Here is a 15,095-nt window from a genome sequence, read left to right as displayed (position 1 = left end):
TGATTTTTCATTGGAGGGATTGAAATGAAAATTGCCATCTTCACAGATACCTTTACACCTGATGTTAATGGGGTCGCGAAAACATTGAAAAGACTCACGGAGCATTTGCGTAATGAACATATTTCATTCCAACTTTTTGCTCCTGATAGTACGGGAGAAAAGCCATATTCGCTCAATGTTCATCGATTTATGAGCTTACCGTTTTTTCTTTATCCACAATGTCGGCTCGCCCTTCCCAACATGCTCAAAATCCGGCAACAGCTTCAATCTTTCAAACCAGATATTATTCATGTAGCGACTCCCTTCAATGTAGGACTTTGTGGAATTCACTATGCTAAAAAATTCAACGTCCCTCTCGTTGGTTCTTATCATACTGATTTTGATCAATATCTTTCTTACTATGATTTAGAGTTTCTTTCTCCTCTTGTCTGGAAGTATATGAAATGGTTTCATCGCTCAATGAAAACGATTTTTGTACCTTCTCAAGATACAAAAGAAACGCTTATGCGACGTGGTTTTTCTAATCTTTCCATTTGGTCCCGTGGCGTTGATCATCGCCTTTTTCATCCTCACTACCATAAAAAAAATGTTCGGGATGCTTATCATATTAAAGAACCCTACGTTATTACATATGTTGGGCGTCTTGCTCCTGAAAAAAATTTAGAACTTCTAATGAATGTGGCTCAGGCCCTTCCTTCCAAGCTGCAAGATAATGTCCATTGGCTCATTATTGGCGATGGGCCAATGAAAAAACAGCTTGAACAAAAGGCACCTAGAAATATGTCTTTCACAGGATTTCTAAAAAGCAAAGAAATTGCACCTTTGTACGCAGCCTCTGATTTGTTTTTTTTCCCTTCTACAACCGAAACGTTTGGAAATGTTGTTCTTGAAGCTGCTGCTTCAGGAATCCCAACAGTTGCAGCAAATGCAGGAGGAGTAAAATCGATTGTCAAAGATAGAAAAACAGGTTTTTTATGTGATCCTACTACCCCTGATGAGTTTATTAAAGCTGTGATCCTTCTTTTAACAAGGCATCATGATCGACTGCAAATGGGAAATGAAGCTCGTCATTACGCCCTTACTCAAACATGGGATAACATTTTCGCCAACCTTCTTACTCAGTATGAAGAAACAATTTCAGTTGCTTCTACAACAAGTAAGCTTGCTTAAAAAAGAGATCCTCGCTATCAACGAGGATCTCTTTTTACATTTTCTGCTGAAAAAAGTATTGACTTTCTCTCTACTTCAACATACAGTATTAACTGTACTATTTATGTTAATACAGATATAACAATTTAATTTTATAAAATGAAAGAGAGGAAAAAGCATGATTAGCATAAAAAACATTTCCCATTCTTTTAAAATTGGCAAAAAAGGCACAGAAGAGACCGTTCCTGTCTTAAAAGATGTTTCTATGGACATTCCTAAAGGTGAAATTACCTGTATTGTTGGAAAAAGTGGCTCCGGTAAATCAACGCTTCTTAACTTAATTTCTGGTTACATTGCTCCAACAGAAGGAACCATCGAAATCAATAATCAAACGGTCACAAACTTCAATGAAAAGGAATGGGCTCAGTTTCGTCTTGAGCATTTTGGGTTCATCTTTCAAAACTTTCAACTTATCCCTAGCCTTACTACATATGAAAATATTGAACTGCCGCTTACCTTAAAAGGTATGCGCAAGTCCCACCGAAAACAAAAGGTTCTAGAAATTCTACAAACAGTTGGATTAGAGAACCACCGTAATCATTATCCTAATGAGCTTTCAGGCGGACAGCAGCAGCGTGTTAGTATCGCAAGAGCGCTTGTTTTGAACCCTTCTATTATTCTTGCAGATGAACCAACAGGAAGCTTAGATTCGGAGACTGAGAGAGTTATTCTTTCTTTCATTCAAACGTTAAATAAACAATATGGAATTACATTTGTCATGATTACTCATGATGAAGAAGTATCCTCTATCGCACATCATAAGCTTCACTTACACGATGGTGTACTACGCAAAGAAGGTGTAAAAAATGAATTTTAAAGATCAAGTTAGTTTTATTAAACGGAATATGAAGAAAAACCGTCTCCGCGTCTTTATGACCGTTCTGGCAACAGCTATGTCGTGTGCATTTCTTGTTGTGCTTGCTTCAATTGGTTTTGGAATGCAAAAGACAGTTACAGACGAAATACTCTCACAGCAGATTGTCACAAAGATTCCTATTTACGGTAGCGACAAGGATACTAAAGATTTAAGTGGTGACTTAAAAAAAGACTTAAAAGACAACGAAAATGTCAAAGCTATTGTTGAACATAAAACAGTTAACGAACCTATTCAAACAATGCTCGGGGAACGATCTAACGAGAATTCTTCTCTCATTTTTACAGATATGAAACAAGAAACAAACGCAGGAATGAATCTTTCAAAAGGAAGGATGCCAACTTCGTCACATGAAATTGTTGTTGGCTATAATTTTGCAAGTCAGCTTTGGTCTAAGAAAGAACAGGAAAAGTTTGAACAAGAACTTAAAAAATCTGAACAAAATGCAAACCATGATATAAAACCGCCTAAAGGCTTTCAAGGTAATATTTTAAATAAAAGCATTACTCTAAAGGTGTCTAATACAGACGAAGAGACTGGGAAAGTAAAGAAGGAGAAATCCTATACTTTTAAAATTGTAGGCATTACAAAAGAAAACTCAAACGATTGGGTTATTGATTCAAATATCTTTATTAGTAATGCATTTCTAAGTGATTTCTCAAACATTCTTGGAGTTGAAGAGGACAGCTTTTCAACAGACTTAGCTGTTTTTGCAGATAAATTTGAGCATGTAGAGCGATTAACAAAAGTGCTGTTAGATAAAGGTTATCAAGCAAACTCTGTGACACAGCAGCTTGATAATATTAATAAGTTTTTTACAGCTTTCAAAATTGGACTAGTATTTGTTGGAACTATCGCTGTAATTATTTCAGCTATCGGTATTTTTAATACAATGACAATGGCTGTCACAGAACGAACTCAAGAAATTGGGATTATGAAAGCGATTGGGGCACAACCAAAAGTTATTCAAAAAATCTTTTTAATGGAAAGTGCCTTTATTGGAGTTTTAGGGTCTATTATTGGGATTATTGTGTCCTATATTGTAAGCTTTGGGGCAAATGCTATTCTACCAATGATTCTTACTTCTGTATTAAGTGAAGGAACGGACGATTCATTCCATGTTACTTATTCTTATATTCCGCTTTCACTCATTATTATTGCCGTAGTTATTAGCGCTGGCGTTGCGGTTCTTTCAGGATTAAGACCCGCTCGTAAAGCAACAAAAACAAATGTCCTTTCTGCTCTAAGAAGAGAGATATAAAAAAAGCTTGTCACTAAATTAGTGACAAGCTTTTTTTGATTATTTTTCAAGGGCTTGAGTACGAAGAGCTTCAGCTTTATCCGTTAATTCCCATGGTAGTTCAACATCAGTACGACCAAAGTGTCCATAAGCAGCAGTTTGCTTATAAATTGGACGACGTAGGTTCAACATGTTGATAATTCCAGCTGGGCGAAGATCAAAGTTGTTGCGAACAACGTCAACAAGTACTTCTTCAGATACTTTGCCTGTTTTGAACGTATCAATTGAAATTGATACAGGTTGTGCAACACCAATTGCGTATGCAAGCTGTACTTCACATTTGTCAGCTAAACCTGCAGCAACAATGTTCTTTGCTACGTAACGAGCAGCATATGCTGCTGAGCGGTCCACTTTTGTTGGATCTTTACCAGAGAAAGCTCCACCACCGTGGCGAGCATATCCACCGTACGTATCAACGATGATTTTACGTCCAGTTAAACCTGCATCACCTTGAGGGCCACCAATTACAAAACGACCTGTTGGGTTGATGAAGTATTTTGTTTCTTCATCAATAAGCTCTGCTGGTACAACTGGGTTAATAACATATTCTTTTACATTACGTTGAATTTGCTCAAGCGTAATTTCTGGATGATGCTGCGTTGAAATAACAATTGTATCAATACGAACAGGTTTATCATTTTCATCATATTCAACTGTTACTTGTGTTTTAGCATCTGGACGAAGGTAAGGAAGAATTTCTTCTTTACGTACTTCTGCTAAGCGACGAGCTAAACGGTGTGATAATGAAATTGGAAGAGGCATAAGCTCTTTTGTTTCATTACAAGCAAATCCGAACATAAGACCTTGGTCTCCTGCTCCAATTGCTTCAATTTCTTCTTCAGACATTGATCCTTCACGAGCTTCAAGAGCTTGGTCAACACCTTGAGCGATATCAGCAGATTGCTCATCAATAGATGTTAATACAGCACAAGTTTCAGCATCAAAACCATATTTTGCACGAGTGTAACCAATTCCTTTAATTGTTTCACGAACAATTTTCGGGATATCCACATAAGTAGAAGTTGTAATTTCCCCTGCTACTAATACTAAACCAGTTGTTACAGATGTTTCACAAGCAACACGAGCATTAGGGTCATTTTCTAAAATAGCATCAAGGATTGAGTCCGAAATTTGGTCACAAATTTTATCTGGGTGGCCTTCTGTCACAGACTCAGAAGTAAATAAACGACGTTTAACTGACATCTTTGTTCCTCCTTCTAAAGGTAGCAAATCTATGATACGGTACTCATTCCCTTATTATTGTAAATAAAGTTCCCTCTTACACACATATAAAAAAACCTTTCCTAGCTTGAGGAAAGGTTTAACGTCAAAGTTTGCCTTTCGCTCTTATCGATCAAGGTTTCCCTTGCGTCAGGTTAGCACCTTTTCATCTTTAATTGATGACGGTTGCTGGGTTTCATAGGGCCATGTCCCTCCACCATCTCGGGATAAGAGAGTATCCGTTCAATGACTTATCTTAACGTACAAAAGGGAAAAGTGTCAATACGTTTTAGGAACTTCCTTTTCCTTAATGTGTTATCCGTTTCATTTAAGAGAGAAAACTCTTTTTTCTCTAGTCTAGGATATCTTTCCTCTCCTCCTATCTATCATAGAGAGTAAGGAAGAAAGACTCTGTTTCAGATAGCTATAATAAGGTAAACTTTTAAAAAAGATGGTTGTTTTTTCACTAGAACTTTCCTCTTTACTTTACTATAGGCAGATTTTCTACCAGCATATTTTTTTTACCCTAAAAAAGAACATACGTTCCGGTTAGGAGGATTTTTTATGAAACCTTTTCATTCTTTGCCTAATAACTCCTTATTAAAGCATTTTTTCTCTTCACCTTCTCACCAAAGAAAGTTTGAGAACTACCAGCAGAATCCAAGCAAGCAAACAAAAAAAGAGCTTGATCAAGCTTTTAAATGTTTTTATGAGGAAGTTCGACTTGTCGCATACTTTTCTCGATTTCTTTCTTCAGAAGCTATCGTTTTTAAAAAGAAGATTCAAAAATATGAATATACTCACTCTTTTGTATTGGATAAACCAGTGTTTGAAAATAACAGAGAGCCTAGAATAAATATGATTGAGGATAACAATTTTTTTAATTATTATCATCAGCATGAGGAACATATAGAGGAATGTATTACAAACGAATACACTTATCACTGTGTCAAAATGCTTACAAAACGCGAAAAAATCGTTCTCTATCTACATTTTTATGTTTGTTTAACAAACGTTGAAATTGCTCAAAAGCTAGCTGTCTCTCCCCAAGCCATCTCAAAAACGAAAAAAAATGCCCTGAGAAAACTGAGGAGGTCTAGAATATGATGGAAAGTATAAGCATTGTCTCTCTTATCCAGCATGCAGGATTTCCGATAGCTATGACATTCTACTTGTTATCTCGTTTTGAGAAGCGCATGGAAAATTTAGAACGCGAAGTATCCCAACTTCGTGCACTTCTGCAAGGTAGAAAGGAAGGATAATTTTGAATGAACAAACTAAAGAACAATATAAAATGGCTGTTCTCAATCTGCTTCAACCTAAGATTGCAAGCCTTGTAAAAGAAGCCCATCCCGTTTATCAAGAAGATTTAGAACAAGAATTAAAACTCAAAATGCTTGAGAAAATGCAAACTCCCTTTTTACACAATATCCCTAGTTTCTTTGAATTTGTGTCATCTAACGAAAAAAAATAAAACTCAAATTTAAATTGTATAACACTTTTAAATTACAGAAACAATATAACACTCAACCCTTATTATAAAATTATTTATCTAATACAATATCAGTAAAGAAATGCACTTTTTTCATAAATTAGTATAGACTATTTAAATAAATGTGTTATACTCTTTTTAAGTTAAAATAAAAACGTTATGAAAAAAGGATGATATTGCTTATGAGTACTGTCGATATGTCAACAAAATTAACTGAACTATTAACGCTTCCGTCTGTTCAACATAACCTTGCAACACCTTCTCTTGTTGAACGTATTTTAGATCGTAAAGAAGGTGTATTAACAGAAACAGGAGCCGTCAGTGTTGCAACAGGAAAGTACACAGGGCGTTCTCCTCTTGACAAATTTGTTGTTCGTGATGCTTCTGTCGAAAAAAAAATCAATTGGGGGCAGGTAAACCAACCAATTGCTCCTGATACGTTTTCTCGTTTATATGAGAAAGTTGTAAATCATTTAAAGAAAAAAGATGAACTTTTTGTATTTGATGGTTTTGCAGGGGCAGACGAGAAATACCAGCTTCCTCTTCGCGTTATTAATGAATATGCATGGCACAATCTATTTGCGCGTCAGCTATTTATCCGCCCTGACAAAGATGCGGATTTAAAGATTCATAAGCCTGAGTTTACAATTGTATCAGCACCTGACTTCAAAGCAGATCCGGCTATAGATGGCACAAACTCTGAAACATTCATTATTATTTCTTTTGAAAAGCGCATTATCTTAATTGGAGGAACAGAATATGCTGGGGAAATGAAAAAATCCATTTTCTCTGTTATGAACTTCCTTCTTCCTGAGCAAGATATTTTATCAATGCATTGTTCAGCGAACGTTGGCAGTGAAGGTGATGTTTCCCTTTTCTTCGGTTTATCTGGAACAGGAAAGACAACCCTTTCTGCAGATGAAAATCGCCGTCTTATTGGAGATGACGAGCACGGATGGTCAAATTCTGGCGTCTTTAATATTGAAGGTGGATGCTATGCTAAATGTATTGGTTTAACAAAAGAAAAAGAGCCTCAAATTTTTGATGCTATCCGTTTTGGAGCAGTACTTGAGAACGTTTTTGTAGATCCAAAAACGAAAGCTCCGGACTATAATGATAATGCACTAACGGAAAATACAAGAGCAGCTTATCCACTTGAGTCTATTGATAATATTATAAAACCAAGTGTTGCAGGTCACCCTTCAACAATCATCTTTCTTACAGCAGATGCAACAGGTACGCTACCTCCAATTAGCAAACTAACAAAAGAACAAGCTATGTATCATTTCTTAAGCGGATACACTAGTAAACTAGCAGGAACAGAACGAGGTGTCACAGCACCTGAAGCTACATTCTCTACGTGCTTTGGCTCTCCATTCCTTCCTCTTCCTGCTACTGTATATGCTGAGATGCTTGGAAAGAAAATTGTAGAGCACGGTGTGGACGTTTATCTTGTAAACACAGGATGGACTGGCGGCGTTTATGGTGTTGGCCAACGTATGAACCTAGCTTACACACGCGCAATGGTTCAAGCAGCACTTGAAGGTGAACTTGCTAATGTAGAAACAGTTCAAGACGGTATTTTTGGGCTTCATATGCCAATGCATGTTCCTGGAGTGCCAGATGAAGTTCTGCAGCCTTTCAAGACGTGGAAAAACCCTGAGGAATATAAAAATGCAGCAACAACGCTTGCATATCAATTCAAAGAGAATTTCAAAAAATTCTCAACAAACAATTCTAAGATTGAAAAGCTTGGTGGACCAATCGTTTAATCGAAAGAGCGAGCGCAACAGCGCTCGCTCTTTTAGTTTGTAGAATTCAAGGAAATGAACTCATATGTTAAAAAAGTCGTTTCTTTGGACCATTCTATTTTCTTTATGATTGCTCGTCCTCGACTTTCGCCTTCTTTAGTCGTACGGATGTCAATTGGAATATCAAGTGGGTAAAGACGGTATCCACTTTTTTCAAGTGCAAACTCGTTCTCCCCTACTCTTTCTTCGTTGCCTTTTGTTACAATCATCGTGTTTAGCTCCATTGGCATACCCATAAAAATCACCTCTTTTTTTTTATTATATCAAATTATCAAACCTGTGAAAGACTGGAATGCTTCTTCATCCAGCTTGTAAGTGAATGAACAATTCGGCGATTTTCACGTGGTGGAAAGTAATGTGTAAACCCCTCAAAGTACCATGCCTCATATGTATGATTTAACTTTTTGAGTTCTTCTTCTAATTTGTAAGCATGTTGCACTGAGACATTTTCATCTTGTACTCCATGTATAAGCAGTACAGGACAAGAAATTCGATCCACTTCATAAAGAGGCGTACGCCACTTGTAAGCCTCTGGCACCTTATTTGGACTTCCTCCAATAACGCGCTTCATCATTCTACGCAAGTCTTTTCGCTCATTGTAGGTGAGCACCATGTCTGTTACGCCTCCCCATAATACAAGAGAGCGAACAGTATCGGATAATTCAGCAACAAGAAGAGCCATTACTCCTCCTCTTGAAAATCCAAAAACGTGAATATTATCTTCGTCTACTTTTGAATGTTGCTCAAGCACTCTCAAAGCACTCAGCGCGTCATAACGATCTTCTCCTGCAAAATCTTCATTTCCTTCTCCCCCTTGGTTTCCTCTATAAAAAGGGGCCATAACAACAAACCCTTCTGAAGCAAATTGAACAATTCGACCAACTCGAACCATGCCAACGCTTTTAATGCCTCCTCTCAAATATAAAAAACCGTCGTATCTTCCGTTAGCTACAGGCTCTGCCAAAAGCCCTTTAACACGCAATCCATCCACCATATATTCCACAATATGAAGGAGCACATGCGGATTGGGTGATGGAAATCGCTGCTTACTAACTACCGTTCCATTTAGCAAAAAACATCATCCTTTAAAATAATTTTTCTAGGCATTCACACAAATTGTCTCCTCCTCATATTTTATCAATATAGACAAAATAAGTCTTTTTAAAGGAGGTTTACTCTTTCATGATGAAAAAAGGTAAAGTTTATTTATCTATAGCTCTTCTCTTAGTTTGCTTAAGTTTGTTTGGATGTAGTCAAGAAACGAAAAAAACGGTCAGAGTCGGGGAAGTAACGCATTCTATCTTTTACGCTCCACAGTATGTGGCTGTTTCCAAAGGTTATTTTGAAGAAGAAGGATTAGAGGTTGAATTAAAAACAACTTGGGGCGGAGACAAAACAATGACGTCTTTACTATCAGACGGCATAGATGTTGCTCTCGTTGGTTCTGAAACATCCATTTATGTGCAATCTCAAGGAGCAGATGATCCTGTCGTTAACTTTGCACAGTTAACAGAAAACGATGGAACTTTTTTAGTAGCAAGAGAAAAAATAGAGAACTTCTCATGGGAACAGCTTAAAGGTTCTACATTTCTCGGTCAGCGTAAAGGTGGCATGCCACAAATGGTTGGTGAGTATGTATTAAAGCAGCATAATATTGATCCTAAACAAGATTTAGAGCTTATCCAAAATATTGATTTTGCAAACGTTGCGAATGCCTTTGCATCAGGAACAGGTGATTATGTACAGCTTTTTGAACCAACGGCAAGTATTTTTGAACAACAAGGAAAAGGCCATATTGTTGCCTCATTTGGAACCGAATCAGGGAAAGTTCCTTACACTTCTTTTATGGCGAAAGAAAGCTACCTTACTGAAAATGAAGAAACAATGGAGAAATTCACACGCGCTCTTTATAAAGCGCAAAAATGGGTTGATGAGCACAGCGCAGAGGAAGTAGCAAAAGAGATTGCTCCTCAGTTTGAAGATACGTCCTTAGAAACAATTGAAACTGTTGTTGATCGTTACAAGTCACAAGATTCCTATGCAAAAGATCCTTTGCTAAACAAAGCAGAGTGGAATCAGCTTGAGGAAATTATGAAAGAAGCAGGCGAACTACCTAAAAATGTAGATTATACAAAACTTGTAAACACGAAGATAGCCAAAAAGGCTATGGAAGAGTAGGCGATAAAAAATGACATTTCTTGATGTTCAAAACATAAGCCATACGTACTTCTCAAAAAAGCAGGCTACTTCCGTTCTTGAGAACATTTCATTCACTCTTGAAGAAGGCGAATTTATTTCTCTTTTAGGACCGAGTGGCTGTGGAAAAACAACGCTTCTTTCTATCATTTCTGGACTCCTTTCCCCCACAGAAGGGAGCATACTTATCCAAGATCAAAAAATGAAAGACCGTAAAGACTTAATTGGCTATATGCTTCAACAAGATTATTTGTTTAATTGGAAAACGATAAAAGAAAATGTCCTTCTTGGGCCTAAAATCAAAAAGCAAAAGTCAGCAGAATGGGAGGAAAAGGCGACAGCTCTCTTAGAAACTGTTGGATTGCCAAATGTAGAATCCCTCTATCCAAGCGAGCTTTCAGGTGGGATGAGGCAGCGTGTTTCACTCGTTCGTACCCTCATTACGAATCCACAGCTTTTATTACTTGATGAACCCTTTTCAGCGTTAGATTTTCAAACCAAATTAAAGCTTGAAGATCTTGTTGGAGAAACGTTAAAGAATTTCAATAAAACTGCCGTTCTTGTTACACACGATATTGGTGAAGCCATTGCAATGAGCGACCGTATTTTTCTTCTTTCAAGAAATCCGGGGAGGCTTTCTAAAACATTTATCGTTCCTCAAAGTTTACGGAGATTATCACCGCTTGCAGCACGTCAACATGAAGAATATAATGCCTTATTTCAACGCATTTGGAAGGAGTTTGAACGTCTTGAACAATAATAAAAATACAACCTTCCTTCATGAACAGTATTTGCGTACCTTAAAAAGAGAAAAAGTTTATGTTCGTCTTTTTCAACTTCTTATTCTCGTTTCTTTTTTTGTTCTATGGGAAGTTGGTTCGCGAACAAAAATTTTAGATCCGCTTATTTTCAGTTCCCCTGTTAAAGTGAGCGAGCTTTTTATTGAAAAGCTGATGGATGGCTCTCTGCTACAGCATACAAGCGTCACTCTTTTTGAAACACTGCTCGGGTTTTTAATTGGGACGCTTGCTGGGATTTTACTTGCATCGCTTCTTTGGTGGTCGCCAAAGCTTGCTAAAATTCTTGATCCTTACCTTGTTGTATTAAATGCCATGCCTAAAGTAGCGCTCGGACCGATTCTGATTGTTGCGATTGGTCCCAACTTTTCCTCCATTCTAATTATGGGGGCGCTCATTTCTGTAATTATTACTACCATTGTTATTTATACATCATTTAAAGAAGTGGATCCTAACTATGTAAAAGTGCTTCGTATTTTCAATGCTTCACGACTTCAATGTTTTAAAGAAGCCATCCTACCAAGTTCTTTTCCAGCTATCATTTCTACTTTTAAAGTGAACGTTGGATTATCTTGGGTAGGCGTTATTGTCGGGGAATTCCTCGTTTCAAGTCAAGGGCTCGGTTATATGATTATTTATGGATTCCAAGTCTTTAATTTTACCCTTGTGCTTCTAAGCCTCTTGCTTATTGCCATTTTAGCTACGCTTATGTATCAAGGCGTTGCTATTCTTGAAAAAAAGTTGATGAAATAATAAAAAGGAACATCTCTTATGAAGATGTTCCTTTTTGAGGTAATATTCCCTGACGTCGCATTTCAGTTAACACGTGCTGAAGAACGTCATCTTTCATAATAAAACTGTATTCTTCATGATTTTTAATATCTTTTGGTAATTCTCTTACTAAAACAGGTCCTTTAGTTTCTAGGTAATCATCTCTTTTTTTAATCTCTGGAATAGAAGCAAAGTAAATGTTTTTGATAATAATTCGTTGGCGGCTACATACTTTATACTGCCCTAAATAGTGTAAACCTGTAACAACTCCACCTGTTTCCTCCATTACCTCTCGTCTAGCAGCTTCTGCAGGTGTCTCTCCTTGCTCTACTTTTCCACCTGGAAACTCCATTCCACGTGTTGAATGATCTGTTAAGAGCCATTGGCCTTCGAAACGACACACAACCCAGACATGTTTTGGGTTTTTAGAAAAAGCATGTTTATTAAAAGACAAAAAAACTTGATTCTGGTAGCTATCTTTAAACGTGTACATATGACATTACTCCATCGCTCATTATTATGATTTCTATTGTAGCATAGAAGTTTTCAATACGTTCTTTTTTCCCGACAAAAAAAGAGCAATTATTGAAATCACTCTTTATTTCTGTTCAGCAACGGCAGGATTTGTTCAATATGGGCTTTGGCATTCTCATCTCCAAGCTCATACAATTTATCATATATAGCACAAATATGGCGATCATAAATGTCATTTCCTTTATCATGATGATATTCTAAGTATGGAACATGGGCTCTGAAGTAGTTACCCCAATCTGTTGCTCTGTTTTCATTAAAAATTTCTCTTAGTTCTTCTATTTCCTCATTATTGGCATAAATCGTATAGTTCCAATCTGACGCAGTGCTAATTTGTGAAATTTCCCCTGTTGCTAATGTAACGTAATAGGTTTGTCGCTCGTTTATCATAGAATTCTCTCCTCTTTGTAGAGATAATAGTGTTCTTATCCCACAAAAAGGAGAAAAGTATTCATTTTATTTTTTAAATCGGTTTTGTAAGGCTTGAATTGCATTGATAATAATTTGTGGTACAGGTAGTCCTGCCCTTTTTGCGTTATCAGTGATAGAAATGATTTCGTTAAGCGTATAAAATAGGATTGTTGTATTGCGGATGAAATTCTCATCCCAGAGTAGAACATCCATAAAGTTTGCTACAGCAACTAAAATAAAAATTAAAATCTTTTGAGCAATTCCTCTATAACCGATACGGCTATTGAATTTCTTGTGCACAATAGCTGATAGCAAGCCAGTTATATAATCGAGAATAACGCATGCCAAAAGAATAGTTAGTAAATAATTCCATTCGCCGAACAGCAGTCCAGTAAAAGATCCGATGCTAGCAATGCCGAGCAAGAAAGACTGTTTAAACACAGTTTCCCTCCTCCCAAACTCCTATGATAGGAAATAGTTAATTCACAATATTATTATATGTACAAACTACCAAAGTGCGTGGGAGTTTAAAGAAATGAAGATAACGTGTAAAAAAAGAGGGAAAAGGAGGCATATATCATATAAAAAAGCAAACAAGCATAAGGCCTGTTTGCTTTTCATTACATTTTCACAATAACTCTACCCGTTGATTTTGCTTGTAAAATGTTGTCTAGGGCACTTGGAAGATCTTCTAAGGAAATTTCTTTATTCACAAGCTTTGAGAAGTCTTGGGGTTTTAAATCTCCTCCCATTCGCTCCCAAAGTTTTTGTCTACGCTCCATTGGACAATAAACAGAATCAATGCCAAGGAGGTTTACCCCGCGCAGTATGAATGGATAAACAGATGTTGGAACTTTACCTCCACCCGTTAACCCACTTACGGCAACAGAACCGTTATAAGAGATTTGACTAAGAATTGACGCTAACACTTCACCACCAACAGGATCTACGGCTCCTGCAAACTTTTGTTTATCAAGCGCTTTTATTTTGCCATTGTAAACATCCTCACGCGAGATAATCTCAGATGCCCCAATACTTTTCAAATACTCGTGCTGTGATTCTTTCCCACTGCTTGCTACAACGGTATATCCACGCTTAGAAAGCATTGCGATAGCAACGCTACCAACTCCACCTGTTGCTCCTGTCACAAGAACATCACCGTTTTCTTCTTGAAGACCGTTTTCTTCTAGTCGTTGAACAGATAGAGCAGCTGTGAATCCTGCTGTGCCTAAAATCATTGCTTCTTTTAATGTTAAACCTTCTGGTAACGGAACAATCCAATCTCCACGAAGGCGTGCATATTCACTATAACCACCAAAATGAGAAACCCCAATTTCGTAGCTTGTTGCAATTACTTTGTCACCTTCTTTAAAGCGCTCATCTTTTGATGAAACAACTTCTCCTGCAAGATCAATTCCAGGGATAAAGGGATAAGAAGAGACAATTTTTCCATTTTTAATACTTGCTAGTCCATCTTTATAGTTCACACCAGAGTAAGCAACTTTTACAATAACATCTCCTTCTGGTAAGTCTGACAGAGATAGATGCTCAATGTTCCGTGAAACATCTTCACCTTGTTCACGAATAACTAATGCTTTAAAAGTCTCTTTCATAAAAATGCTCCTTTCTTATATTCCCATACAATTTATATTAAATGAAAACAGAGAGTGTAACAAATATCTGCTACACTCTCTGCCCTCACGCTTCTGAAATTGCTTTTAAAACTGTTTTGCAGCCCATCCAAAGTAAGCGAGGAGCGTAATAAAGAAGTTCAGGAGCTTCAAGCAAAACGTCAAACGCTGTCTCTGCTACTTTCTTCTTTCTTCTGTTCTGCTTTTCCTTTTTTAGCTTCACTCCTGCACCGCCTCCTTTCTTTGTTTAAAAAGATATACGGAGCAAAGAGAGAAACTGTTTCAAAAATTTCCCATAAGCAAAAAAGCGGAGATATTCTCCGCTTTTTCTTATCGTCCTAAGAACGAATTTAACATCCATGTATGTTTTTCAAAGCTTTTATGCATAGCAAGGAGCATATCTCCTGTTGTTTCATCGTCAGCTTCTGCAGCAGCATCCATACCTTCTTTTAACTCTTTTGTTAATGTATTGAAGTCTGCTACAAGGTTTGCTACCATGTCTTTTGCACTTTCATTCTTTTCTGCTTCTTTGATAGAAGACATTTCAAGATATTCTTTCATTGTTGCAACAGGTTTTACTTCAAGAGCTAATAAACGTTCTGCTAAATCATCAATATTTGTAGCTGTCTCGTTGTAAAGCTCTTCAAACTTTTCATGTAGGGTAAAGAAGTTTTCTCCTTTTACATACCAGTGATAATTATGTAGCTTAATGTAAAGTACACTGAAGTTTGCGATTTGATTATTTACAATTGTTGTAACTTTATTGTTTGACATCGTTATTCCTCCGAATCATTTTTTTTAACACATTTTCTCTACTATAGTTGTACCCACTTTTACACGATGTTCAAACT

The 15,095-nt window shown here is 37.0% G+C and carries 19 protein-coding genes and 1 riboswitch; of the genes, 10 read left to right on the top strand and 9 right to left on the bottom strand.

From position 1 onward, the window contains the following. The first annotated feature begins 24 nt into the window (after positions 1 to 24). From B9N79_RS00255 to B9N79_RS00245, 3 genes are all read left to right on the top strand, one after another. On the top strand, positions 25 to 1,170 hold the full coding sequence (locus tag B9N79_RS00255; protein WP_040056972.1) for a glycosyltransferase family 4 protein: 1,146 nt from the start codon (positions 25 to 27) through the stop codon (positions 1,168 to 1,170). A 157-nt stretch (positions 1,171 to 1,327) separates the two neighbouring features. Beyond that, positions 1,328 to 2,026 carry an ABC transporter ATP-binding protein gene (locus tag B9N79_RS00250; RefSeq protein WP_019391103.1) on the top strand — a complete coding sequence of 233 codons (699 nt, stop codon included), beginning with the start codon at positions 1,328 to 1,330 and terminating at the stop codon, positions 2,024 to 2,026. Next, on the top strand, positions 2,016 to 3,344 hold the full coding sequence (locus B9N79_RS00245) for an ABC transporter permease (protein ID WP_040056973.1): 1,329 nt from the start codon (positions 2,016 to 2,018) through the stop codon (positions 3,342 to 3,344). The genes B9N79_RS00250 and B9N79_RS00245 overlap by 11 nt, the downstream gene beginning before the upstream one ends. A 39-nt stretch (positions 3,345 to 3,383) precedes the next feature. On the opposite strand, the gene metK is transcribed toward B9N79_RS00245, so the two are convergent. Next, the gene (metK, locus tag B9N79_RS00240; RefSeq protein ID WP_019391101.1) at positions 3,384 to 4,586 is read right to left on the bottom strand and encodes a methionine adenosyltransferase; all 1,203 of its coding nucleotides are present in this window, start codon (positions 4,584 to 4,586) and stop codon (positions 3,384 to 3,386) included. Positions 4,587 to 4,727: 141 nt separating this feature from the next. Next, a riboswitch (SAM riboswitch) is annotated at positions 4,728 to 4,838 on the bottom strand. Between the two features lie 330 nt (positions 4,839 to 5,168). On the opposite strand from metK, the gene B9N79_RS00235 reads away from it, so the two are divergent. The 4 genes from B9N79_RS00235 to pckA all read left to right on the top strand — a co-directional run bounded on the left by B9N79_RS00235 (position 5,169) and on the right by pckA (position 7,868). Then, a complete protein-coding gene (locus B9N79_RS00235) occupies positions 5,169 to 5,711 on the top strand; it encodes a sigma-70 family RNA polymerase sigma factor (protein WP_040056974.1) in 543 nt (180 codons plus the stop codon). Next, a complete protein-coding gene (locus B9N79_RS00230) occupies positions 5,708 to 5,866 on the top strand; it encodes a YvrJ family protein (protein WP_019391099.1) in 159 nt (52 codons plus the stop codon). Before B9N79_RS00235 ends, B9N79_RS00230 begins: the two co-directional genes overlap by 4 nt. Before the next feature lie 2 nt (positions 5,867 to 5,868). Next, complete coding sequence (locus B9N79_RS00225; RefSeq protein WP_040056975.1) at positions 5,869 to 6,078, top strand: hypothetical protein; 210 nt, start codon at positions 5,869 to 5,871, stop codon at positions 6,076 to 6,078. Positions 6,079 to 6,278: 200 nt separating this feature from the next. Continuing rightward, a complete protein-coding gene (gene pckA, locus B9N79_RS00220) occupies positions 6,279 to 7,868 on the top strand; it encodes a phosphoenolpyruvate carboxykinase (ATP) (protein ID WP_040056976.1) in 1,590 nt (529 codons plus the stop codon). A gap of 32 nt (positions 7,869 to 7,900) precedes the next feature. On the opposite strand, the gene B9N79_RS00215 is transcribed toward pckA, so the two are convergent. Together B9N79_RS00215 and B9N79_RS00210 are read right to left on the bottom strand one after the other, a co-directional pair. After that, positions 7,901 to 8,143, bottom strand: a complete 243-nt coding sequence (locus tag B9N79_RS00215) for a DUF2584 domain-containing protein (protein ID WP_019391096.1) — start codon at positions 8,141 to 8,143, stop codon at positions 7,901 to 7,903. A gap of 35 nt (positions 8,144 to 8,178) precedes the next feature. Beyond that, positions 8,179 to 8,979, bottom strand: a complete 801-nt coding sequence (locus B9N79_RS00210) for an alpha/beta hydrolase family protein (protein WP_019391095.1) — start codon at positions 8,977 to 8,979, stop codon at positions 8,179 to 8,181. A gap of 113 nt (positions 8,980 to 9,092) precedes the next feature. On the opposite strand from B9N79_RS00210, the gene B9N79_RS00205 reads away from it, so the two are divergent. From B9N79_RS00205 to B9N79_RS00195, 3 genes are read left to right on the top strand one after another with little or no spacing between them, the layout of a single operon-like run. Beyond that, positions 9,093 to 10,085 (top strand): ABC transporter substrate-binding protein, encoded by a 993-nt coding sequence (locus tag B9N79_RS00205; protein ID WP_040057075.1) that lies wholly within the window; start codon positions 9,093 to 9,095, stop codon positions 10,083 to 10,085. Positions 10,086 to 10,095: 10 nt separating this feature from the next. Then, entirely contained in the window at positions 10,096 to 10,863 is a 768-nt protein-coding gene (locus tag B9N79_RS00200) for an ABC transporter ATP-binding protein (RefSeq protein WP_040056977.1), read from the top strand. Further along, positions 10,853 to 11,653: an ABC transporter permease gene (locus B9N79_RS00195; RefSeq protein ID WP_019391092.1), complete on the top strand. Its 801-nt coding sequence runs from the start codon at positions 10,853 to 10,855 to the stop codon at positions 11,651 to 11,653. Before B9N79_RS00200 ends, B9N79_RS00195 begins: the two co-directional genes overlap by 11 nt. 16 nt (positions 11,654 to 11,669) lie before the next feature. On the opposite strand, the gene ytkD is transcribed toward B9N79_RS00195, so the two are convergent. The 6 genes from ytkD to B9N79_RS00170 form a co-directional block, all read right to left on the bottom strand. Further along, positions 11,670 to 12,164: an RNA deprotection pyrophosphohydrolase gene (gene ytkD / locus B9N79_RS00190; RefSeq protein WP_040056978.1), complete on the bottom strand. Its 495-nt coding sequence runs from the start codon at positions 12,162 to 12,164 to the stop codon at positions 11,670 to 11,672. Between the two features lie 98 nt (positions 12,165 to 12,262). Further along, the gene (locus B9N79_RS00185; RefSeq protein WP_019391090.1) at positions 12,263 to 12,592 is read right to left on the bottom strand and encodes a hypothetical protein; all 330 of its coding nucleotides are present in this window, start codon (positions 12,590 to 12,592) and stop codon (positions 12,263 to 12,265) included. Between the two features lie 66 nt (positions 12,593 to 12,658). After that, positions 12,659 to 13,054 carry a phage holin family protein gene (locus B9N79_RS00180; RefSeq protein ID WP_040056979.1) on the bottom strand — a complete coding sequence of 132 codons (396 nt, stop codon included), beginning with the start codon at positions 13,052 to 13,054 and terminating at the stop codon, positions 12,659 to 12,661. A gap of 179 nt (positions 13,055 to 13,233) precedes the next feature. Then, entirely contained in the window at positions 13,234 to 14,226 is a 993-nt protein-coding gene (locus B9N79_RS00175; RefSeq protein ID WP_040056980.1) for an NADPH:quinone oxidoreductase family protein, read from the bottom strand. Positions 14,227 to 14,311: 85 nt separating this feature from the next. Continuing rightward, positions 14,312 to 14,467, bottom strand: a complete 156-nt coding sequence (locus B9N79_RS25945; RefSeq protein WP_156134337.1) for a hypothetical protein — start codon at positions 14,465 to 14,467, stop codon at positions 14,312 to 14,314. 107 nt (positions 14,468 to 14,574) lie between these two features. Then, the gene (locus B9N79_RS00170; protein WP_019391086.1) at positions 14,575 to 15,018 is read right to left on the bottom strand and encodes a Dps family protein; all 444 of its coding nucleotides are present in this window, start codon (positions 15,016 to 15,018) and stop codon (positions 14,575 to 14,577) included. Positions 15,019 to 15,095 lie beyond the last annotated feature (77 nt).

Origin of the sequence: Priestia filamentosa (assembly GCF_900177535.1) — a bacterium.
GTDB classification, from domain to species: Bacteria; Bacillota; Bacilli; order Bacillales; family Bacillaceae_H; genus Bacillus_I; species Bacillus_I filamentosa.
Note: the sequence above shows the minus strand (reverse complement) of the source record. Positions and strands in the feature narration are given on the sequence as shown.